24 protein-coding genes are annotated in these 19,384 nt (G+C 74.5%); 11 read left to right on the top strand and 13 right to left on the bottom strand.

Annotated features, from left to right (window positions below):
* Positions 1-35: 35 nt before the first annotated feature.
* Together BM414_RS22730 and BM414_RS22725 are read right to left on the bottom strand one after the other, a co-directional pair.
* Positions 36-428 (bottom strand): DUF3037 domain-containing protein, encoded by a 393-nt coding sequence (locus BM414_RS22730; RefSeq protein WP_093583246.1) that lies wholly within the window; start codon positions 426-428, stop codon positions 36-38.
* Entirely contained in the window at positions 425-1,348 is a 924-nt protein-coding gene (locus BM414_RS22725) for a HipA family kinase (RefSeq protein ID WP_245784922.1), read from the bottom strand. Before BM414_RS22725 ends, BM414_RS22730 begins: the two co-directional genes overlap by 4 nt.
* 24 nt (positions 1,349-1,372) lie before the next feature.
* Here BM414_RS22725 and BM414_RS22720 point away from each other — a divergent pair, with 24 nt between their 5' ends.
* On the top strand, positions 1,373-1,921 hold the full coding sequence (locus BM414_RS22720; protein ID WP_093583242.1) for a DUF1990 domain-containing protein: 549 nt from the start codon (positions 1,373-1,375) through the stop codon (positions 1,919-1,921).
* 29 nt (positions 1,922-1,950) lie between these two features.
* Positions 1,951-3,090 (top strand): serine hydrolase domain-containing protein, encoded by a 1,140-nt coding sequence (locus tag BM414_RS22715; RefSeq protein WP_175551745.1) that lies wholly within the window; start codon positions 1,951-1,953, stop codon positions 3,088-3,090.
* Here BM414_RS22715 and BM414_RS22710 read toward each other — a convergent pair.
* The 4 genes from BM414_RS22710 to BM414_RS22695 form a co-directional block, all read right to left on the bottom strand.
* A complete protein-coding gene (locus tag BM414_RS22710) occupies positions 3,087-3,434 on the bottom strand; it encodes an iron chaperone (protein ID WP_093583238.1) in 348 nt (115 codons plus the stop codon). The genes BM414_RS22715 and BM414_RS22710 overlap by 4 nt on opposite strands.
* Before the next feature lie 59 nt (positions 3,435-3,493).
* Positions 3,494-4,225 carry a hypothetical protein gene (locus BM414_RS22705; protein ID WP_139245988.1) on the bottom strand — a complete coding sequence of 244 codons (732 nt, stop codon included), beginning with the start codon at positions 4,223-4,225 and terminating at the stop codon, positions 3,494-3,496.
* Positions 4,222-5,124, bottom strand: coding sequence for an ATP-binding cassette domain-containing protein (locus tag BM414_RS22700; RefSeq protein ID WP_093583234.1), 903 nt, complete (start codon positions 5,122-5,124; stop codon positions 4,222-4,224). Before BM414_RS22700 ends, BM414_RS22705 begins: the two co-directional genes overlap by 4 nt.
* Before the next feature lie 118 nt (positions 5,125-5,242).
* A complete protein-coding gene (locus BM414_RS22695) occupies positions 5,243-6,169 on the bottom strand; it encodes a formate/nitrite transporter family protein (RefSeq protein ID WP_093583232.1) in 927 nt (308 codons plus the stop codon).
* A 107-nt stretch (positions 6,170-6,276) separates the two neighbouring features.
* Here BM414_RS22695 and BM414_RS22690 point away from each other — a divergent pair, with 107 nt between their 5' ends.
* Positions 6,277-6,978, top strand: a complete 702-nt coding sequence (locus BM414_RS22690; RefSeq protein ID WP_093583230.1) for a monooxygenase — start codon at positions 6,277-6,279, stop codon at positions 6,976-6,978.
* Between the two features lies 1 nt (position 6,979).
* On the opposite strand, the gene BM414_RS22685 is transcribed toward BM414_RS22690, so the two are convergent.
* Positions 6,980-7,510 carry a GNAT family N-acetyltransferase gene (locus BM414_RS22685; RefSeq protein WP_093583315.1) on the bottom strand — a complete coding sequence of 177 codons (531 nt, stop codon included), beginning with the start codon at positions 7,508-7,510 and terminating at the stop codon, positions 6,980-6,982.
* 136 nt (positions 7,511-7,646) lie between these two features.
* On the opposite strand from BM414_RS22685, the gene BM414_RS29640 reads away from it, so the two are divergent.
* Positions 7,647-7,799 (top strand): hypothetical protein, encoded by a 153-nt coding sequence (locus tag BM414_RS29640; RefSeq protein ID WP_175551744.1) that lies wholly within the window; start codon positions 7,647-7,649, stop codon positions 7,797-7,799.
* 7 nt (positions 7,800-7,806) lie between these two features.
* On the opposite strand, the gene BM414_RS22680 is transcribed toward BM414_RS29640, so the two are convergent.
* Both BM414_RS22680 and BM414_RS22675 read right to left on the bottom strand, forming a co-directional pair.
* Positions 7,807-8,556, bottom strand: a complete 750-nt coding sequence (locus tag BM414_RS22680) for an FAD-binding oxidoreductase (RefSeq protein ID WP_245784921.1) — start codon at positions 8,554-8,556, stop codon at positions 7,807-7,809.
* Entirely contained in the window at positions 8,549-9,160 is a 612-nt protein-coding gene (locus tag BM414_RS22675) for a sulfite oxidase-like oxidoreductase (protein ID WP_093583228.1), read from the bottom strand. Before BM414_RS22675 ends, BM414_RS22680 begins: the two co-directional genes overlap by 8 nt.
* Positions 9,161-9,310: 150 nt before the next feature.
* On the opposite strand from BM414_RS22675, the gene BM414_RS22670 reads away from it, so the two are divergent.
* From BM414_RS22670 to BM414_RS22660, 3 genes are read left to right on the top strand one after another with little or no spacing between them, the layout of a single operon-like run.
* Complete coding sequence (locus tag BM414_RS22670) at positions 9,311-10,015, top strand: succinate dehydrogenase cytochrome b subunit (protein WP_245784920.1); 705 nt, start codon at positions 9,311-9,313, stop codon at positions 10,013-10,015.
* A gap of 11 nt (positions 10,016-10,026) precedes the next feature.
* On the top strand, positions 10,027-11,973 hold the full coding sequence (locus BM414_RS22665) for a fumarate reductase/succinate dehydrogenase flavoprotein subunit (protein WP_093583225.1): 1,947 nt from the start codon (positions 10,027-10,029) through the stop codon (positions 11,971-11,973).
* On the top strand, positions 11,974-12,747 hold the full coding sequence (locus tag BM414_RS22660; protein WP_093583223.1) for a succinate dehydrogenase/fumarate reductase iron-sulfur subunit: 774 nt from the start codon (positions 11,974-11,976) through the stop codon (positions 12,745-12,747).
* A gap of 171 nt (positions 12,748-12,918) precedes the next feature.
* Here the strand turns inward: BM414_RS22660 and BM414_RS22655 are convergent, their stop codons facing one another.
* On the bottom strand, positions 12,919-14,115 hold the full coding sequence (locus BM414_RS22655) for a thiolase family protein (protein WP_093583221.1): 1,197 nt from the start codon (positions 14,113-14,115) through the stop codon (positions 12,919-12,921).
* Between the two features lie 77 nt (positions 14,116-14,192).
* On the opposite strand from BM414_RS22655, the gene BM414_RS22650 reads away from it, so the two are divergent.
* Both BM414_RS22650 and BM414_RS22645 read left to right on the top strand, forming a co-directional pair.
* Complete coding sequence (locus BM414_RS22650) at positions 14,193-14,699, top strand: winged helix-turn-helix transcriptional regulator (RefSeq protein WP_093583219.1); 507 nt, start codon at positions 14,193-14,195, stop codon at positions 14,697-14,699.
* Positions 14,689-15,300 carry a PaaI family thioesterase gene (locus tag BM414_RS22645; protein ID WP_093583217.1) on the top strand — a complete coding sequence of 204 codons (612 nt, stop codon included), beginning with the start codon at positions 14,689-14,691 and terminating at the stop codon, positions 15,298-15,300. Before BM414_RS22650 ends, BM414_RS22645 begins: the two co-directional genes overlap by 11 nt.
* 2 nt (positions 15,301-15,302) lie before the next feature.
* Here the strand turns inward: BM414_RS22645 and BM414_RS29635 are convergent, their stop codons facing one another.
* The 3 genes from BM414_RS29635 to BM414_RS22635 all read right to left on the bottom strand — a co-directional run bounded on the left by BM414_RS29635 (position 15,303) and on the right by BM414_RS22635 (position 17,044).
* On the bottom strand, positions 15,303-15,464 hold the full coding sequence (locus tag BM414_RS29635; protein WP_175551743.1) for a hypothetical protein: 162 nt from the start codon (positions 15,462-15,464) through the stop codon (positions 15,303-15,305).
* 210 nt (positions 15,465-15,674) lie between these two features.
* Positions 15,675-16,430 (bottom strand): glycoside hydrolase family 16 protein, encoded by a 756-nt coding sequence (locus BM414_RS22640; RefSeq protein WP_093583215.1) that lies wholly within the window; start codon positions 16,428-16,430, stop codon positions 15,675-15,677.
* Entirely contained in the window at positions 16,427-17,044 is a 618-nt protein-coding gene (locus BM414_RS22635) for an LURP-one-related family protein (protein WP_245784919.1), read from the bottom strand. Before BM414_RS22635 ends, BM414_RS22640 begins: the two co-directional genes overlap by 4 nt.
* Before the next feature lie 206 nt (positions 17,045-17,250).
* Here BM414_RS22635 and BM414_RS22630 point away from each other — a divergent pair, with 206 nt between their 5' ends.
* Together BM414_RS22630 and BM414_RS22625 are read left to right on the top strand one after the other, a co-directional pair.
* Positions 17,251-18,441, top strand: a complete 1,191-nt coding sequence (locus BM414_RS22630; protein WP_245784918.1) for an inositol-3-phosphate synthase — start codon at positions 17,251-17,253, stop codon at positions 18,439-18,441.
* Positions 18,438-19,358 (top strand): hypothetical protein, encoded by a 921-nt coding sequence (locus BM414_RS22625; protein WP_245784917.1) that lies wholly within the window; start codon positions 18,438-18,440, stop codon positions 19,356-19,358. The genes BM414_RS22630 and BM414_RS22625 overlap by 4 nt, the downstream gene beginning before the upstream one ends.
* Positions 19,359-19,384 lie beyond the last annotated feature (26 nt).

The following is a 19,384-nucleotide window of genomic DNA, read 5'->3' as shown; positions in this document are numbered from 1 at the left end:
GCCGAGTGACCTGTGAGTCGGCTGTGAACCCGGGCTCACTCGGCCACCGGCAGGACGAGGAGCCGCAGCAGCCGGTCGGCCTCGGCGTCGGGGTCCTCGGTGAGGCCGGTGTGCACCGGACCGGGCTGCACGACCGTGCTCCGCGGCGCGGTGAGCCAGCGGAACCGCGAGCCGAGCCCCTCCCGCCCGGCCGCCCCCGCGGCGGGGGCGGCGGCGCAGACGTCGGCGGCGGCCTGCAGCGCCCGGACGATCGCGTCGGGATCGGCGGTCGGGTCCAGCGCGCGCAGCCGGTCGACGTCGAGGTGCACCCGGCTGCCCAGGTAGTCGCGCTGCCGGCAGTAGACGAGGACGCCGGCGTTGAACGCCTCGCCTCGCTCGACCCGCGGCACCACCCGCAGGACGGCGTACTCGAAGGTGTCCCGGCTCACCGCTGACGCACCCCGGGAGGCGGCGGTGGGCCGAGCCAGGAGGGACGGTTCTCCCCGCGCGGCGCCCGGCGGCGGCTCCCCCCGGCGGCGGCCGCGGCGACCACGCCGGGCAGCCAGGCGTCGCGGGCGGCGAGGCGCGCGGACAGCCAGGCGACGTACCACTCGCGGACCTCGCCGGGGGTCGGTGACCGGTCGGTGACCCCGGCGAGGGCACCGCCCCGAGCGTGCGAGGGGTGGGGAGAGCGGGGTCCTTCGTCCTCCAGCCACTCGTCGGGGACCTGGGCGAGCACCGCCTCCAGCACCGGGCGGGAGACCCGGCCGGCGAGGGCGGCGTCGGCGGCCCGGAGGTCGGGCTCGCACTCGAGGAGGGCGTGCTGCGAGGCGTCGTAGGGACGTGCGACGGCGGCCTGCGCGCCCGGCCAGGAGTGGTGGAAGGTCAGCGCGGCGCCGTGGTCGATCAGCTGCAGCCGGCCGTGCCAGAACAGCATGTTGGGGTTGCGCCAGGACCGGTCGACGTTGCCCACGAGCGCGTCGAACCACAGCACCCGGCCGGCCAGCTCGGGATCGACCTCGCCCACGCCGGCCTCGAAGTCGAGCGCGCCGGGCAGGTAGTCCAGCCCGAGGTTGCGCCCGGCCGAGCGCTGCAGCAGCTCCTGCACCTCCTGGTCGGGCTCGCCGACGGCCAGCTCCGGGACGACGTCGACGGTGACCAGCGCGGGCACCGGCAGGGCGAGCGCCCGCGCCAGCTCGCCGCACACGACCTCGGCCACCAGCACGCGCACGCCCTGGCCGGCTGCACGCCACTTGACCACGTAGGTCCCGAGGTCGTCGGCCTCCATGAGCCCGGGCAGCGAGCCACCCTCGCGCAGCGGGGTGACGTAGCGGGTGGCGGTGACGGCGGGCAGCACAGTGCCGGACAACCTACGCCGGTCCACACTGGGGTCATGGGCCTGTTCCGGGCCGCGTCGCCCGAGGGCCTCCGTGACGCGCCGCTCACCTATGCCGAGGTCGGCGCCACCCGCGCCCCCGAGCTGCCCCCCGGCTACCGGCCCGGCGGGTGGACCGAGGTCGTCGGCACCGGCCGGGAGACGTTCGAGCGGGTGGCCGCCGCCATCCTCGACTGGGCGCCGCAGCGCAGCGCGGGACTGCGGGTGCGGGCCACCGGCCCGGCGGGCGAGGTCGGCACGGTCGTCGTCCTCACCGCGGGGCTGCCGCGGCTGGGCTACGACATCCCCTGCCGCGTCGTGTGGGCGTCCACCGCCGGTGACGAGCGCGGCTTCGCCTACGGCACGCTGCCGGGGCACCCGGAGAGCGGCGAGGAGTGCTTCACCGTGCGGCTCACCGACAGCGGCGACGTCGTCGTCACCATCCGGGTCTTCTCGCGGCTGGCCACCCCCGCCGCCCGTGCCGTCCCTCCCGTCAGCTGGGCCGCGCAGCGGCTGGCCACCGCCCGGTACCGGTCGGCGCTGCGCCGGGCGGCCCGCGACCGATGAGTCCGCGTCCCCGGGTCGGTCGACAGCACATGGGACTGGCGGAGGAGATCGAGCGGGTCGTCGGCGCGGCGGTGTCCGACGACGCGGTGCCGGGCGCGGCCTGGCGGGTGGAGCGCGACGGCGAGGTGGCCCGCGGCGCGGCGGGCACGCACACCCCCGGCGGCGGGGACGCGGTGCGGCCCGACACCGTCTTCCGCATCTCCTCGGTGACGAAGCCGGTGGTCGCCACGGCCGCGCTCACCCTCGTCGACGACGGGACGCTGGCCCTCGACGAGCCGGTGGACCGGCTGTTGCCCGAGCTCGCCGGCCGCCAGGTGCTCGCCGACCCCGCCGACGCCTCCGCCGGCACGGTGCCGGCCCGCCGCGCGGTCACGGTGCGCGACGTCCTCACGTTCCGCCTGGGCCTCGGCATCGACTTCACCGCGCCGTGGCCCACCCCGACGGTGGCCGCCCTGGGGGAGGCGGGCCTGCCCGCCGGCCCGCCGCAGCCGCAGGCCGCGCCCCCGCCCGACGAGTGGCTGCGCCGGGTGGCCACCGTGCCGCTGGCGTACCAGCCCGGCGAGCGCTGGCTGTACCACTCGGGCGCGAGCGTGCTCGGCGTCCTCGTGGCCCGCGCCGCCGGCCGGCCGCTGCCCGAGGTGCTCGCCGAGCGGGTGCTCACGCCGCTCGGGATGGCCGACACCGGCTTCGGCGTGCCCGCGGCCGCGCGCGACCGGTTCGGACCGCACTGGACGCCGCCGGGCGACGGTGGCGCCCGCGACCTCTACGACCCCGCCGACGGCCAGTGGGCGTCCCCGCCCGCCTTCCCCGACGGCGGCGACGGGCTGGTGTCCACCGTCGACGACCTCGCCGTCCTCGCGCGGGTGCTGGTGGCCGGCGGGGAGCCCGTGCTCCGGCAGGACACCGTGCGCGCGATGCTCACCGAGCAGGCCGGCCCGGTCGACGACGAGGGCGGCGGCTGGGGCCTGGGCCTCGGCGTGCGCCGCACCGACGAGCCCGGCGGCCGGCACGCGCGGTCCTTCGGCTGGGACGGCGGCCTGGGCAGCACCTGGTGGACCGACCCGGTCACCGGGACCACCGCGGTGCTGCTCACCAGCCAGATGTGGTCCTCCCCCGCGCCGCCGGAGGTCTTCGACGCCTTCCGCGCGGCCGCCTTCGGCCCCCGCTAGCCGCGCCGGGCCGCCACCGCCGCCGCCACCCGCTCGACGAGGTCCGCGGGCACCGGGTGGCCGTAGGGCAGGTGGACGGCGTCCTTGCCCGAGCGGTGCGGCGCGACCTCGGCCTCCAGGTCCCCGTCGAACACCGGCACCGGGTACAGCGCCGCGTGCCGCTTCCAGGCGGCGTAGTGCAGGCCGTAGCGGCCACCGAGCATCGCGGCCGGCATGCCGTAGCGGATGGTCTCGGTGGCCCCGGGCATGCCGCGCAGGACGGCCGCCCGCACCTGCTCGAGCGCCGTCCGCGCCCCCTCGGGCAGCGCGGCGAGGTACTCCTCGACGGTGGCGGGTGCGGGCATCGGGGGCTCCCTCGGACTCGCGCGACGCCGGGGATGCTGCCCGCTCCGGACGGCGGGCGCTAGACGTCGTGGCGCTCGAGCAGGCCCGCGCCGAGCGCCCAGGCCACGACCGCCCAGGCCACGGTCACCGCGAGCCCGACCGGCCAGCTGGTCGGGACGGCGAGGAAGGCGTCCTCCCCCACCCGCAGCGCCGGCAGCGCCTGCGACAGCCGCGAAGCGAGCTCGCCGCCGGCCAGCGCGAGCGCCGGCGGGCCGACGAACACCAGCGCGAGGCCCAGCCCGACGGCACCCGCCGTCGAGCGCAGCACCGCACCGAGCCCCGCCGCCAGCACGGTGACCAGTGCGGCCCCGGCCACCTGCAGGCCGGCGGCCCGCAGCACGACGGGGTCGGTGACCGGCACGCCGCCCGGGACCGCGACGAGCGTCCGGGCGGCGAGGACGCACGCCGCGGCCAGCAGCGCGGTGAGCAGCGCCGCCCACACCGTTACGACGGCCGTCTTGACTGCCAGCAGCCGCGTGCGCCGGGGCACGGCGGCCAGCGACGCCAGCGCCATGGGGCCGCCGAGGTCGCCGGTCACCGCGAGCACGCCGAGGACGACGAGCACCACCTGGCCGAAGGCGAATCCGATCAGCGCGACCCCGACGGCGGAGTCGGCGGTCGGGGCGCTGGGAGTCGTGGCGGCCGCCAGCCAGCCGAACGCGCCGACGACGAGCACGTACACGGCGCTGCACCACCAGGTCGAGCGCAGCATCCGCAGCTTGGTCCACTCGCTGCGCAGCACTCCGCTCATGCCATCCCCGCGCGGTACTCGACGTCGTCGCCGGTCAGCTCCAGGTAGGCGGCCTCCAGCGAGGCGACCACCGGGGACAGCTCGTGCACCGGCACCCCCGCGGCGAAGGCGACGTCGCCCACTGCGGCCGGGTCCAGCCCCTCGACCCGCAGCGCGCCGTCGGCCTCCGGCGACACTGCGGCGCCGGCCCGGCGCAGCGCGGTGCCCAGCCGCGTCAACTGGGGGCTGCGCACCCGCACCGAGGCGTGCCGGCCGAGCAGGTCGGCCATCGGGAGGTCGGCGAGCAGCCGGCCGCGGCCGAGCACCACCAGGTGGTCGGCGGTGTCCTCCATCTCGCTCATCAGGTGGCTCGACACCAGCACGGTGCGGCCCTCGGCGGCGAGGTCGCGCAGCAGCTCGCGCACCCACCGGATGCCCTCGGGGTCCAGGCCGTTGACCGGCTCGTCGAGCAGCAGCACCTCGGGGTCGCCGAGCAGCGCCGCGGCGATGCCCAGCCGCTGCGCCATGCCGAGGGAGAAGCCGCGCACCCGCTCGTGCGCCACCGCGCCGAGGCCCACGAGGTCGACCACGTCGTCGACCCGGTACGCGCCCAGCCGGTTGCTCTGCGCCAGCGCGGTGAGGTGGGCGTGCGCGGTGCGCCCGGGATGGCGGGCCCGCGGGTCGACCAGGGCACCCACCCGGCGCATCGGGACGTCGAGGTCGCGGTACGGGACGCCGAGCACCGTCGTCGTCCCCGACGTCGGGCGGGTCAGCCCCAGCACGCAGCGCATCGTCGTCGTCTTGCCCGAGCCGTTGGGGCCGAGGAAACCGGTCACCCGGCCCGGGTGCACGGTGAAGCCGACGTCGTCGACGGCGACCCGGGTCCGGTAGTGCTTGGTCAGCCCGTCGACCTCGATCACGCCGACAGTGTCCCGACCGGGGCGCCGGCCGCGCCGGAGGCTCGACGGACCGGTCGTCGCCGGCGGTCGCGGCCCGCCGGCTCGGCTCCTCGCCGCGTACCAGCGGGGCCGCTCCGGGTCAGATCCCCGGCTCGCTCGTCGGTCGGTCGCTGCGTGCGGCGGGGTCGTGTCGCCGGTCGTCCCCCACCGCCACGCCGACCGCGGGCCTGTCCCGCTCACGCTGCACGGTGTGCGGCGACTGGAAGACCCGCAGCAGCGTGACGAGCAGGACCCCACCGACGATGTTCCCCGCCGCCGCCAGTCCCGCGGTCTGCGCCCACTCCACGTACCCGAACGGCGCACGGCCGGTGTGCAGGGCGGCGAACATCAGCAGCGAGTTGACGACGGCGTGGTTCAGCTGGGCGCCGGCGAGGAGGAAGCCGCCGGTGACCGCGGGGACCAGCCGGAGCCCCGGCGACTCGGTCGTGTGCTGCATCCAGGTCATCAGGGTGATGACGGTCCCGCCGAGGACGGCCAGCGAGAACGCCGTCACCCCCAGTCCGAGCTGCACGTAGTGGTGGCCGGCCTTGATCGCCGTGTCGGCGAACTGCGGGAACCCCTTGATGATCAGGTAGGTGAACAGCCAGCCGCCCACGAGGTTGGCGACCAGCGTGCCCACCCACAGCCGCACCAGCATCCGGAAGCGGGCCTGCCGGGCGATGACCGTGGTGACGGGGACGAGGAAGTCCTCGGTGAACAGCTCGCTGCGCGCCAGGGTCAGGGCGATGAAGCCGATGCTGAAGGCCAGGCCGGCGAGCACGACGCTCTGCGTCTCGTGCTCGACGAACAGCAGGGCGAGCACACCGGTGCCGACGTCGATGCCCCCGAGCACCCCCGTGGCGAGCAGCGGCCACGTCTTGCGCGAGATGCGCCGCCGCCCCTCGTCGATCGCCCGGGTGAGCGTCTCCTCGACGGGTTTCTCGGCGACCTCCGGGTCCTCGGCCGGGTCCGATCCGACCCCCGGACGGGTCCAGTCGTCGCCTTCCCCGTCCTCCACCCGTGACATGCGCGCCGCTTACCCCCACCCCGGCGCGTCAACCGACCGGCCGACGCAGCCGACCCCGGCGTACCGGCGACGTCCCGGACGCCGCACACGACGTGGAGGATGGGCCGGTGACCACGCACCCGCTGGTGACCCTGCACCTGTGGGGCGTCCCCGGCCGGGCGGTGCCCCGGGCGGTGCTGCGGATGGCGACCGGCCGGCCGGCGCTCGCCCGGCTGCCCGGCCTCCGGTTCGCCAAGCTGCTGGGCACCGGCGACGGGCGGACCTTCACCGTCCGCGACGCCGACCCCCGCCGCTGGGGCCTGCTGGCCGTCTGGGACGACGACGCCGCCGCGGACGCGCTCGAGGACTCCCCCGTCGCCGCGAGCTGGCGCCGGATCGCCGACGAGGAGTGGTCGGCCCGGCTGCGCCCGCTCGCGGCCCGCGGCCTGTGGTCGGGGCGCGAGCCGTTCGGCGACCCGCGGCCGCAGCGCTGGGACGGGCCGGTGGCCGCGGTGACGCGGGCGCGGCTGGTGCTGCGGCGGGCGGCGCGCTTCTGGTCGGCGGTGCCGCCGGTGTCGGCCGACCTGCACCGGGCGCCGGGCCTGCGGATGGCCGTCGGCATCGGCGAGGCGCCGCTGGGCCTGCAGGGCACCTTCAGCGTCTGGGACTCCGGGGCGTCGCTCAACGCCTTCGCCTACGACCGGGCGCCGCACGCCGCCGTCGTCACGCGCACCGCCCAGGAGGGCTGGTACGCCGAGGAGCTGTTCGCCCGCCTCGCGGTGCTCTCCACCCGCGGGACCCTCGACGGGACCGACCCCGCCGCCGGCTGACTCAGAGCCGCGCGAAGAGGTGGACCTCCTCGCGGTCGTCACCCGGGGCCACGCGGATGGCGCCGGGCATCCGGCCGAACTCCTGGTAGCCCAGCCCGGCGTAGAACCCCTCGAGGCCGTAGCCGCCGCGCACCGTGAGGTGCAGCATCTCCAGCCCCAGGCTCCGCGCGGCGTCGTGCACGCCGGTCATCAGCGCCCGGCCCAGGCCCTGCCCCTGCCGCGCGGGGTGGACCTGCACGCGCAGCACGGTGGCCCAGTGCCGGCGCAGCGGGCTGACCGACAGCGACAGCACCGCCCAGCCGGCGAGCTCGCCGTCGACCCGCAGCACCACCACCCGCTCGCGGCCCTGCGCCACCCGCGTGAGCAGGGCGTCGAGCGCGGGGACGACGTCGTCCTCGGTCACCGGCGGCACGAAGCCGACGGCGCCGCCGGCGTTGCTGACGTCGGTCCAGCAGGCCAGCAGCGCCGCACGCAGCTCCGGGTCGACGTCCTCGAGCGCGGTTGCCACGGCGGACGGGACGGCAGACGTCATGACGTCGATCATCGTCCGCGACCCAGGTCACGGACCGCTCGGCCCCCGGGCGGGCTGTCGTGCAGCCCCGCAGCCGGCACGGTCCCCGGCCCGCCGCCGCTGGACCCCGGCCCGGCACCGGGCCAGGCTCGGCACCATGAGCGACGCACCCGGTCCCGTCCCGACGCCGCGCCCGGTGGACGACGAGCTCAGCGTCCCCTTCTGGATCGTGCTCGCCGGCGTCGGCGCGGGCGCCTTCTGGGCCCTGGCCGGGGTGGCCCTGGGCTCCTGGCTGCGCTCCCGCCGCTGAGCCCCGGTCAGCCGGAGGCGCCGCTGGGGCCGAAGCGCTCGACGCGGATGTCCGGCGCGGGCACGCCGAGGCCGACCAGCAGCTGGCTGGCCGCCTCGGCGAACGGCGTCGACCCGCAGACGAAGGCGGTCTGGCCGGGCTCCCACAGCGGCACCAGGTCCACGGCGGTCAGCCGGCCCGCCGGGCGGATCCCCGAGCGCTCGCGCGTGGTGACCACCAGCGCACCGGCCCCGCGGAGCTCGTCGGCGTAGGGCAGCTCGGCCGCCGTGCGGGTGGAGACGGCGATCCGCAGCAGGTCCTCGCGGCCCAGCTCACGCGCCGTGCGCAGCATCGACACGAACGGCACGACGCCGGTGCCGCCGCCCACCAGCAGCGCGGGCTCCTCGCCTTCCCAGACGAACCAGCCGCCGATCGGCCCGCGCACCTCGAGGCCGTCTCCGGGCTCGACGACGTCGGCCAGGTAGCCCGACACCTCGCCGTCGTCGAGCCGCTCGACCAGCAGCTCGACCAGCGGGTCGCCCGGGGAGGAGGCCAGCGAGTAGGACCGCTGGGCGCGGTAGCCGTCCTCGGCGGTGAGCCGGACGACGTAGTGCTGCCCGGCCAGGTGGTCGACCCGGTCGGGCACCTCCAGCCGCAGCCGGACCGTGCGCGGGGTGGGGCGGTCGACCTCGCGGACGGTGGCCGTGCGCCAGCCCCCGGCGGGTGCCCGCCGCAGGCGCGGGCCCGTGCCGGCCCGCGCGCCTCCCGGCTCAGTCACCCTGGTAGCGCTGCTCGCGCCAGGGGTCGCCCCGGTCGTGGTAGCCGTTCTGCTCCCAGAACCCCTGCTGGTCGCGCTGCAGGAGGGTCAGCCGGGTGACCCACTTGGCGCTCTTCCAGAAGTAGAGGTGCGGCACGAGCAGCCGCACCGGGCCGCCGTGCTCGATCGGCAGCGGCTCGCCGTCGAACTCCCAGACGATCCACGCCTTGCCACCGGTGACGTCCTCGAGCGGCAGGTTGGTGGTGTAGCCGGTCTTGGCCGTCGCCATGACGAAGTGCGCGTCGGCGGTGGGCCGGGCGGCCTCGAGCAGGGTGTCGACGCTGACGCCGGCGAACTGCGTGTCGAACTTCGACCACGTGGTGACGCAGTGGATGTCGCCGCGGTACTCCGACCCGGGCAGCCGGTGGACGTCGTCCCAGGTCCAGCTGACCGGGTTCTCCACCCGGCCGTCGACGGTGATGCTCCAGGTCTCCGGCGCGATGCGCGGCGTGGGCTCGGCGGTCAGCACCGGCCAGTCGGCGCCGACGTCGTACTGGCCGGGTGGGAGGCGGGGGTCGCGCTCGCGCCTGCTGCGGCCGAGGAAGCCCCGGGTCGGTCCTGCCACGTGTCCTCCTCGTGATGGGGTCTGTCGGCAGACTCCCATGCCGGCGGCGACGACCGACGTCCTGACCTGCGCTGAGGGTTCCCTTACATGAGGTGAGTCACTGCGTGTTCACATGGCCGACACGGGGTTATGGAGCCTAACTTTGGTGGCGTGGTGACGGTGACGAACTCGGGCCAGCGCAGGACCCCGAAGGTCGCGAAGACCAGCTCGGTCGCGAAGAAGGCCGTGATGGCGGTCAGCGGGATCATCCTGGTCCTGTACTTGATCGCGCACATGGTGGGGAACCTGAAGCTCTTCGCCGGCGCGGAGACGTTCAACGGCTACTCGGAGTGGATCCGCCGGATCGGCGAGCCGGCCGTCCCGGGCCAGACGGTGCTGTGGGTCATCCGCATCGTCCTGCTCGTGGCCGTGGTGGCGCACGCGTGGGCCGCGGTCTCGCTGTGGAAGCAGGCCAAGCGCGCCCGTCCCACCCAGTACGTGGCCCGCAAGGCCGTGGCCCAGAGCTACGCCTCGCGCACCATGCGCTGGGGCGGCGTGATCCTGGCGCTGTTCATCGTCTACCACATCCTCGACCTCACGCTCGGTGTGGCGAACCCCGAGGGGCCGGGCTCGACCCCCTACGACCGGGCCATCGCCGGCTTCTTGAACCCGATCGTCACGGCCGTCTACGTCATCGCCCTGCTCGCCCTCGGGTTCCACCTGCGGCACGGCATCTGGAGCGCGACCCAGACCCTGGGTCAGAGCAACCGGACCCGTGAGCGCACGGTCAACGCCTTCGCCACGGTGTTCGCCGTGGTGCTCACGGCGGGCTTCCTGATCCCGCCGCTGAGCGTCCTCGTCGGCATCATCGAGTAGGAGCACTCGTCATGGCCCTCGAACTGTTCACCGTCGGCGAGCCCATCGCCGACACCAAGGCCCCGACAGACGTCCCGATCGGCGAGCGCTGGAGCGAGCGCCGTTTCCGGGCCAAGCTGGTCAACCCCGCCAACCGCCGCAAGCTGACGGTCATCGTGGTCGGCACCGGCCTGGCCGGCGGCGCGGCGGCCGCCACGCTCGGCGAGGCCGGCTACAAGGTCAAGTCGTTCTGGTACCAGGACAGCCCGCGCCGCGCGCACAGCGTCGCCGCGCAGGGTGGCATCAACGCCGCCAAGAACTACCGCAACGACGGCGACTCGGTGCACCGGCTGTTCTACGACACGGTCAAGGGCGGTGACTTCCGCGCCCGCGAGAGCAACGTGCACCGGCTGGCCGAGGTCAGCGCCGCGATCATCGACCAGTGCGTCGCCCAGGGCGTGCCCTTCGCCCGCGAGTACGGCGGCCTGCTCGACAACCGCTCCTTCGGCGGCACCCAGGTGTCGCGGACGTTCTACGCCCGCGGCCAGACGGGCCAGCAGCTGCTCTACGGCGCCTACCAGGCCCTCGAGCGGCAGATGTCGGTCGGCAGCGTCGAGCAGCACGCGCGCACCGAGATGCTCGACCTGATCGTCGTCGACGGGAAGGCCCGCGGCATCGTCGCGCGGAACCTCATCACCGGCGAGATCAGCACGCACTTCGCCGACGCCGTCGTGCTCGCCACCGGCGGCTACAGCAACGTGTTCTACCTGTCCACGAACGCCAAGGGCTCCAACGCCACGGCGATCTGGCGGGCGCACAAGCGGGGCGCGTTGTTCGCCAACCCCTGCTACACGCAGATCCACCCGACCTGCATCCCGGTGCACGGCGAGTACCAGTCGAAGCTCACGCTGATGAGCGAGTCGCTCCGCAACGACGGCCGGGTCTGGGTGCCCAAGGAGCGCGGCGACGACCGCGACCCGCGGCAGATCCCCGAGGGCGAGCGCGACTACTACCTCGAGCGGATCTACCCCTCGTTCGGCAACCTGGTCCCCCGCGACATCGCCTCGCGGCAGGCCAAGAACGTCTGCGACGAGGGTCGCGGCGTCGGCCCCAACGGCCTGGGCGTGTACCTCGACTTCGCCGAGGCGATCGAGCGGCTGGGCCGGCCGGCCATCGAGGCCAAGTACGGCAACCTCTTCGACATGTACGCCCAGATCACGGGCGAGGACCCCTACCAGGTCCCCATGCGGATCTACCCGGCGGTCCACTACACGATGGGCGGGCTGTGGGTCGACTACGACCTGCAGTCGACCATCCCGGGCCTGTTCGTGATCGGCGAGGCCAACTTCTCCGACCACGGCGCCAACCGGCTCGGCGCCAGCGCCCTCATGCAGGGTCTGGCCGACGGTTACTTCGTGCTGCCGAACACGATCAACGACTACCTGGCCTCCGGTCCGTTCGAGAAGGTCGACGACAGCAACCCGGCCGCGATCGAGGCGCTCGAGGGCGTCCGTGCGCAGACCGAGCGGCTGCTGTCGATCAACGGCAACCGGACCACCGCGTCGTTCCACCGCGAGCTCGGCCGGCTGATGTTTGACCTCTGCGGCATGGAGCGGTCGGAGGAGAGCCTGCGCAAGGCGCTCGACCGGATCCCCGAGATCCGCCAGGAGTTCTGGACGAACGTGCGCGTGCCCGGCGAGGCCGGGCGGTTCAACCAGAGCCTCGAGCACGCCGGCCGCGTCGCCGACTTCATCGAGCTCGCCGAGCTCATGTGCGTCGACGCCCTGCACCGCAACGAGAGCTGCGGTGGGCACTTCCGGGCGGAGAGCCAGACCCCGGACGGGGAGGCCCTGCGTGACGACGAGAACTACGCCTACGTCGCGGCCTGGGAGTGGACGCCGGAGGGCGCCCCGCCCGTCCTGCACAAGGAAGACCTCGAGTTCGAGTACGTCCACCTCGCACAGCGGAGCTACAAGTAGATGAACCTCAAGCTGCGTGTCTGGCGTCAGCGGAGCGCGGCAGAGAAGGGGCAGATGGTGACCTACCAGGTCGCCGACGTCTCCCCGGACATGTCGTTCCTCGAGATGCTCGACGTGCTCAACGAACAACTCATCATGAACGGCGAGGACCCGGTCTCCTTCGACCACGACTGCCGTGAGGGCATCTGCGGGTCGTGCGGCGTCATGATCAACGGCCGCGCGCACGGCAACGGGCTCTTCGACGGCCACCCGCAGACGGCGACCTGCCAGCTGCACATGCGGTCGTTCAAGGACGGCGACACGATCGACGTCGAGCCGTGGCGGGCGACCGCGTTCCCGCTGATCAAGGACCTCGCCGTCGACCGGTCGGCCCTCGACCGGATCATCCAGTCGGGCGGCTACATCAGCGCCCCGACCGGCACCGCCCCCGAGGCGCACTCGATCCTGGTGGCCAAGAAGGACTCCGACGCCGCGTTCGACGCCGCCACCTGCATCGGCTGCGGCGCCTGCGTGGCGGCCTGCCCGAACGCGTCGTCGATGCTGTTCACGTCCTCGAAGGTCGTGCACCTGGGGCTCCTGCCGCAGGGCCAGCCCGAGCGCAACGACCGCGTGATCAACATGATCCACCAGCAGGACCTCGAGGGCTTCGGCGGCTGCACCAACATCGGTGAGTGCTCCGTCAGCTGCCCGAAGGGCATCTCGATGGAGAACATCTCGCGGCTCAACCACGACCTCCTCGGCGCCCTGCGCGCCGGTGCCCGGCCGAAGAGCTGATCGGCCCCGGCCAGAGGCTCGCCCCGAGCGTGCGAGGGGTGAGTGGGCCGGGGTCCTCACCGGGCGGGGGCCCCTCCGGGGGTCCCCGCCCGTCGTCGTTCCCGCGGGAGGTATAGGAAGCTCTCCGCACGTATCGCCCGCCGATACGTGCGGAGAGCTTCCTATACCTCGTCAGTCCAGGCGCTCGAACACGGTCGCGTTGGCCAGGCCACCGGCCTCGCACATCGTCTGCAGCGCGTAGCGGGCACCGCGGTCGTGCATCGCGTCGACCAGCGTGGTGGCGATGCGGGCGCCGCTGGCGCCCAGCGGGTGGCCGATGGAGATCCCGCCGCCGTGCACGTTGAGCCGGTCCGTGGACACCCCGGTCTCGGCCTGCCAGGCGAGGACCACGGAGGCGAACGCCTCGTTGACCTCGAACAGGTCGACCTCGTCGAGGGTCAGGCCGGCCCGCTGCAGCACGCGGGCGGTCGCCGGGATGACGGCGGTGAGCTTCAGCAACGGGTCGTCGCCGATCACCGTCGTCGTGTGGATGCGCGCCCGCGGGGTGAGCCCGAGCTCGCGGGCCTTGTCGCTGGTGGTGACCAGCAGGGCAGCGGCGCCGTCGTTGAGCGGGCTGCTGTTGCCCGGGGTCACCCGCCAGTCGATCTCCGGGAACCGGGTGGCGATCGCGTCATCGGCGAAGGCGGGGCGCAGCCGGGACAGCACGTCGACGTCGGTGCCGGGGCGCACCGACTCGTCGGTGGTCACGAGCGCCACCGAGCCGTCGGCCTGCCGCGCCTTGACCGGGACCACCTGCCGGTCGAAGCGCCCGTCGGCCCAGGCGCTGGCGGCCCGCTGGTGGCTGAGGGCGGCGTACTCGTCGAGCCGGACGCGGGAGAGGTCCCAGCGGGCGGCGATGAGCTCGGCGCTGACGCCCTGGCCGACCATGCCGTCGGGGTAACGGGCGGCGAACCGCTCCCCTCCCGGGTCCGCGCCGCGCACGCTCGAGCCCATGGGAACCCGGCTCATCGACTCCACGCCGGCGGCGACCACCAGGTCCTGGGCGCCGGAGACGACGGCCTGCGCGGCGAACGACAGCGCCTGCTGGCTGCTGCCGCACTGCCGGTCGACGGTCGTCCCGGGCACCGACTCCGGGAACCCGGCCGCGAGCGCCGCGGTGCGGGCGACGTTGGCCGCCTGCTCACTGCTCTGGCTCACACAGCCGGCGACGACGTCGTCGACGAGGGCCGGGTCGATCCCCGCCCGCTCGACGAGCGCCTCCAGCGTGGCCGCGAGCAGGTCGACCGGGTGCACCCCGGACAGCGAGCCGCCCGGCTTGCCCTTGCCGACCGGCGTCCGGACGGCCTCCACGACGACGGCGTCACGCATGACCCTGCCTCCTCGGTTGGGATGTCGAACCGAGGACGACGGTAGCGCGGTGTCGGTTGGACGTGCAAACTCACTGTGTGACCGCGCTCTACGACCTCGCCGGCCTGCCCGGCCGCCCGTGCACCATCGCCGCCGCCCTGGAACTGGTGGGCGAGCGCTGGTCGCTGCTGGTGGTCCGGGAGGTCTCGCTGGGCAACCACCGCTTCAGCGACATCGCCCGCGGCACCGGAGCGCCCCGCGACCGGCTGACCGCGCGGCTCAACGCGCTGGTCACCGCCGGGGTCCTGGAGCGCCGGCAGTACAGCGACTCCCCGCCCCGCTCGGGCTACCACCTCACCCCGTCGGGCCGGGACCTGCTGCCGGTGCTGCAGGCGCTGCTGCAGTGGGGTGACCGCTGGGCCGCCGAGGAACCGCCGGTGCGGCTCACGCACGCGCCGGGGGACTCCGAGGAGCACACCGTCGACGCCGAGTGGGTGTGCCGGACCTGCGGGGAGCCGGTCAACTCCTCGCGGGTCGAGCGGGTGCTCACCCCCGCCGGTCGGGCGCTGTCCGGGCTGCCCGCGGAGGAGCGGCATGAGCACTGAGACCGACCCCGTGACCGACCCCGTGACCGACCCCGTGACCGACCCCGTGACCGACCCCGTGACCGACCCCCTGACCGACGCCGTGACCGACACCCAGGACACCTGGGGCGAGCCACGCTCGCGCACCGTCACCTGGTACGACCCGATGGTCACCGCGGCCGGCGGCCGGGAACGCTCGGGGCTCGAGACGCTGGAGGCCATCCGCGACGGCGTGCTGCCACCGGCCCCGATCGCGGCGCTGGTGCAGATGGACGTCGTCGCCGTGGAGGAGGGCCGGGTCGAGTTCGGGTGCACCGTCGACGAGTCGGTCTACAACCCGATCGGCGTGGTCCACGGCGGGCTGGTGTGCACACTGCTCGACACCGTCGCCGGCTGCGCGGTGCACTCCACGCTGCCGCAGGGGGTCGGCTACACGTCGATCGAGCTCAAGGTGACCTACCTGCGGCCGGTCACCCGGGACAGCGGGCGGCTGACCGCCGTCGGCACGGTGGTCAAGCCCGGCCGCCGGGTGGCCTTCGCCGAGGGGCAGGTGCTCGACGGGGCCGGCCGGGTCGTGGCGACGGCGTCGAGCTCGCTGCTGGTGTTCCCACTGCCGGCCTGAGCTCAGCTGGTGTAGACGACCGGCTCGTAGTCGAAGCCGGGCGTGACCTCCACGACCAGGTCGGCCGGGTCGGTGGCACCGAAGCCGACCGTGAAGGCGACCGAGCGGCCGGCCAGCAGGGTCTGGTACGGCGTGCCGTCGAGGCCGTCGGCGGTGTCGAACACCTGCGCCTCCTCGGTCGTGCCGCTCTGCAGTGCGAGGAACAGCTCGATCGGGTCGTAGTCCTCGCCGGTGCCGTTGACGACGGTGACGTCGAAGGCCGCGGGCGTGGGCCCGTCGATGTAGGCGCTCTCCGACGGCGTGTACGGCTGCGGCGCGCTGACGGTGACCTCGATGAGGTGCGCAGCCCCTCTAGCGGCGGCGGACCTCCCCGGTCACCCGGATTCGCCGCGGAACCGGTCGACGACGAGCTCCGGGACGACGTAGGGCTCCCCCGGCACTGCCTTCTCCGGGAAGTCGAAGACGGCGACCATCGACTGCATCGGGTAGTCGGGGGTCACCGCCACCTCGCGCACCACCTCGCCGTCCACGGAGAACGCGGCGCCGTCCGGCCGCCAGTCGACGGCATAGGTGTGCCACCGGGAGACGTCGATGCCGGGGCGGGGCGCGGCGAAGTCGTCGACCAGCCGCGGGTCGCGGAACGGGTGCACGCCCATGCCCACGGCGGCGCCGTCCGCCGGGTCCACGGCGTCGCCGAAGACCTCCATGACGCACAGCTCGCCGCAGCGCTCCGGGGAGTCCTCGAGACCGACCAGCCACCAGGCGACCATCGACCGCGGCGTCACGGTCGCGCGGGCGCGCATCTCCAGCCGCCCGTACCGCGGTGTCCATCCCCGGTGCAGGGGCTGCTCCTCGCGGACGACGGCGCCGGGGCGCACCGGCTGCTGACCGACCGTGCTGCCGACCGGTCCGGAGAAGACGCCGGACTGGATGCCCGAGACCCGCAGCGGCGGGTGGTCGTCGGGGCACCACAGCGGCATCTCGTTGGGCAGGTACAGCCGCAGGCAGGAGTCGCGGACCTCGTAGCAGGCCGCCGTCGCCGCGCGGGAGCTCCAGTGCGGCAGGTAGTGCGGGACCCAGACGTCGCGGTCGAGGTCGGTGCCTGCGAAGTCGTCGGAGAACCCGGTCACCGCGACTGGAGGGCGTCGAGCGCGACGGCCATCGACGCGGCGACGCGGAAGTCCAGCCGGGCATCGGGGACGGAGACGTCGTAGCGGTCGCGGACCGACTTGCGCCGCTCGACGACGAGCACCGGCTGTCCCGTCGCGGTGTCGGTGAAGTCGAAGTGGAAGACGAAGGGCACCCACACGTCGCCGATCCAGGGGATGAACTGCCAGATCCGGCGCAGGACGGCGATGAACGGGCGGCGCTCGCGGCCCACGGCGGTCAGCCCCGGCACCGAGAGGTCCCAGGTGGAGCGCAGCAGGCTCGCGCCGAAGCGCTTGCTGAAGGAGCCGAGGACCCGGCCCTGCTCGTCGTACACGTCGTGCTCGGCGTGCACGTCGAGCCGCTGGCGGGCCCGGAAGGAGAACACCGGCCGGGTGCGGCCCTCGTCGGCGGTGAAGACCACCTCCTCCTTGAGCTTCAGGCGCTTCTGCTGAGCCAGCGCCAGCATCGCGCGCTGGCTCCCGTCGGGCGCCACCTCCCAGACCTCGTAGCGGTTCACCATCAGGGTGATCCGCTGACTGACGGCGAAGCGGGGCACGACCATCGGGGCCGGCTGGTCGGCGTACGGCACGGTCACGGCAGCACCTCCGGGTCGGGTCGGACCTCCATCCTGGCCGCCCCGTCCAGAGACGCGCGGTGCGCGACCGGGTTGGTCGTCAGAATCTTGGTCTCACCCAGCGGGTGCACAACCGCTGTGCCAGGCTCGGACGCGGTGGGGGGAGCGAGCCCCCCAGGTTCGCGGAGGTCGTTGTGGTCCAGGAGTCCCGTCGCGTCGGTGTCGCTGTGGTCGGACTCGGGGGTGCGGTCGCGACGACCGCGGTCGCGGGCCTGGAGCTCGTCCGGATCGGAGCGGCCGGCACCGACGGTCTGCCGCTCGCCGGCCTGCAGGTGGCCGGGGGGCCGGCCGAGGAGACGACGGGCCTGGTCGGCTACGACTCCCTCGTCGTCCGCGGCTGGGACCTCGACGGCTCCGACCTGCGCAAGGCCGCCGAGCAGCACGCCGTCCTCGACTCCCGCCAGCTCGAGCAGGCCGGCCCGGCGCTGTCGGCGCTGATGCCCTGGCCGGCGGCCGGCGACGCCGACTTCTGCCGGAACGTGACCGGCGGCAACGTGGTGCTCGCCGAGACCCGCCGGGCGCAGGTCGACGCCGTCCGCGCCGACCTGCGGCGCTTCCGCGAGGAGGAGTCCCTCGACGGCCTGGTGCTGGTGAACCTCGCCTCCACCGAGCGCTGGCCCGACCCGGCGGCGCCGGCCCTGCAGACGATCGAGGCCTTCGAGGCGGCCCTCGACGCCGACGACCGGGCGATCACGCCGGCGATGGTCTACGCCTACGCGGCGATCGCCGAGGGCGTCGGCTACGTGAACTTCACGCCGTCGCTGGCCGCCGACGTACCGGCGCTGGTGGCCTTCGCCGAGCAGCGCGGGGTCCCGGTCGCCGGCAAGGACGGCAAGACCGGCCAGACGATGATGAAGACGGTGCTGGCGCCGGCCTTCCGCGCCCGCGCGCTCACCGTCGAGGGCTGGTACTCGACCAACATCCTGGGCAACCGCGACGGCCTGGCCCTCGATGACCCCGACTCGCTCAACAGCAAGCTGCAGACCAAGGGCAGCGTCCTGGACTCGATCCTCGGCTACCCGGTCGAGGACCACGTCGTCCGGATCGACTACTACCGCCCGCGCGGTGACCAGAAGGAGGCCTGGGACGCCATCGACCTGGTCGGCTTCCTCGGCCAGCGCATGCAGATCAAGGTCGACTTCCAGTGCCGCGACTCGATCCTCGCCGCACCGCTCGCCGTCGAGCTGGCCCGCCTCACCGACCTCGCGCAGCAGCGCGGCGAGGGCGGCGTCCAGCGGCAGCTGGGCTGGTTCTTCAAGGCGCCGATGACCGCTGACGGCAGCGTTCCCGAGCACGCGTTCCACCAGCAGGAGACGACGCTGCTCGACTGGCTGGCCGCCGGCGCCACCTCCCGGTGACCGGGCTCGCCCCCTCCCCCGTCGGGACGCTGCACCCCTTCGCCCAGCTGCGCCCGCTGCTCGCCGAGATCGGCGACGCCAAGCGGGTCCGCGTGGCCGGTGCGCCGGGGTCGCTGGCCGAGCAGTCCTTCGCCCGCACCTGGACGCGGCTGGTCGCCGGTGAGGACGTCGCCGCCGTGGCGTACTCCGAGACGGCCGCCGCGGTGGCCCGCGCCCGGCTGGCCGGGATCGACACCGGCGTGCTCACCACGGCCGGGCTCTCCGACGGCGAGGCGCTCGACGTGCTGCGCCGCGGCTTCGACGAGGTGGCCGGCCCGCTCGACGCGGGGCTGCGCGAGCGGCTGCGGGCGGCACTGGGCCCGCTGTCCTCCCCCGCCGCCGCGCCGGCGCTGGCCGGGTCGCTCAACGCCCAGCCGCGCGCCGGCGCGACCGCCCCGGGCAAGCCGCGGATCGTGGTCGAGCCGCCGGAGAGCCACGGCGACCACTGCCTCACCGTCGCCGTCTACGGCGTCCTGGTGGCGCCGGTGGTCAGCGCCGACCCGGTGGCGCCGTTCCTGCTGGGCGTGGCCCACCACCTGCACAACGTCGTGCTGCCCGATGCCGGGTTCGCCGGTGAGGTGCTGCTCGGGGACGCCCTGGAGCGGGTGATGGCCACGCTGGAAGAGCGCGAGCTCGCCGCGCTGCCGGGTCCGCTGGCCGCCCGGGTGCGCGAGGTGCTGGCGCTGCGGCCGGGTGCCGAGGTCCCGGAGGCGCGGGCGTTCCACGCCGCCGACGTCCTCGACCGCGTGCTGCAGGTGCACCACCACGCGCGGGCCGCGGCGTTCACCTCGGCGCAGGCGCTCGACGACCTCGAGCTCGTGCACGCCGGGCCCGTGCAGGCCTACCACCTGGACGTCCTGGCCGCGGCGGGATTGTGAGCGGCTCCGTGATCTGGCGGCTCCGC

The organism is Geodermatophilus amargosae, from assembly GCF_900116515.1.
Classification (GTDB): Bacteria; Actinomycetota; Actinomycetes; order Mycobacteriales; family Geodermatophilaceae; genus Geodermatophilus; species Geodermatophilus amargosae.
The sequence above is the reverse complement of the archived record's forward strand: the minus strand, read 5'-3'. Positions and strand labels throughout refer to the sequence as shown.

Excerpts from the sequence above, each read along its gene's own strand:
- BM414_RS22720 (WP_093583242.1), top strand. The coding sequence starts at position 1,373 with ATGGGCCTGTTCCGGGCCGCGTCGCCCGAGGGCCTCCGTGACGCGCCG.
- BM414_RS22715 (WP_175551745.1), top strand. The coding sequence starts at position 1,951 with ATGGGACTGGCGGAGGAGATCGAGCGGGTCGTCGGCGCGGCGGTGTCC.
- BM414_RS22710 (WP_093583238.1), bottom strand. The coding sequence starts at position 3,434 with ATGCCCGCACCCGCCACCGTCGAGGAGTACCTCGCCGCGCTGCCCGAG.
- BM414_RS22705 (WP_139245988.1), bottom strand. The coding sequence starts at position 4,225 with ATGAGCGGAGTGCTGCGCAGCGAGTGGACCAAGCTGCGGATGCTGCGC.
- BM414_RS22695 (WP_093583232.1), bottom strand. The coding sequence starts at position 6,169 with ATGTCACGGGTGGAGGACGGGGAAGGCGACGACTGGACCCGTCCGGGG.
- BM414_RS22685 (WP_093583315.1), bottom strand. The coding sequence starts at position 7,510 with ATGACGTCTGCCGTCCCGTCCGCCGTGGCAACCGCGCTCGAGGACGTC.
- BM414_RS29640 (WP_175551744.1), top strand. The coding sequence starts at position 7,647 with ATGAGCGACGCACCCGGTCCCGTCCCGACGCCGCGCCCGGTGGACGAC.
- BM414_RS22665 (WP_093583225.1), top strand. The coding sequence starts at position 10,027 with ATGGCCCTCGAACTGTTCACCGTCGGCGAGCCCATCGCCGACACCAAG.
- BM414_RS22660 (WP_093583223.1), top strand. The coding sequence starts at position 11,974 with ATGAACCTCAAGCTGCGTGTCTGGCGTCAGCGGAGCGCGGCAGAGAAG.
- BM414_RS22655 (WP_093583221.1), bottom strand. The coding sequence starts at position 14,115 with ATGCGTGACGCCGTCGTCGTGGAGGCCGTCCGGACGCCGGTCGGCAAG.
- BM414_RS22645 (WP_093583217.1), top strand. The coding sequence starts at position 14,689 with ATGAGCACTGAGACCGACCCCGTGACCGACCCCGTGACCGACCCCGTG.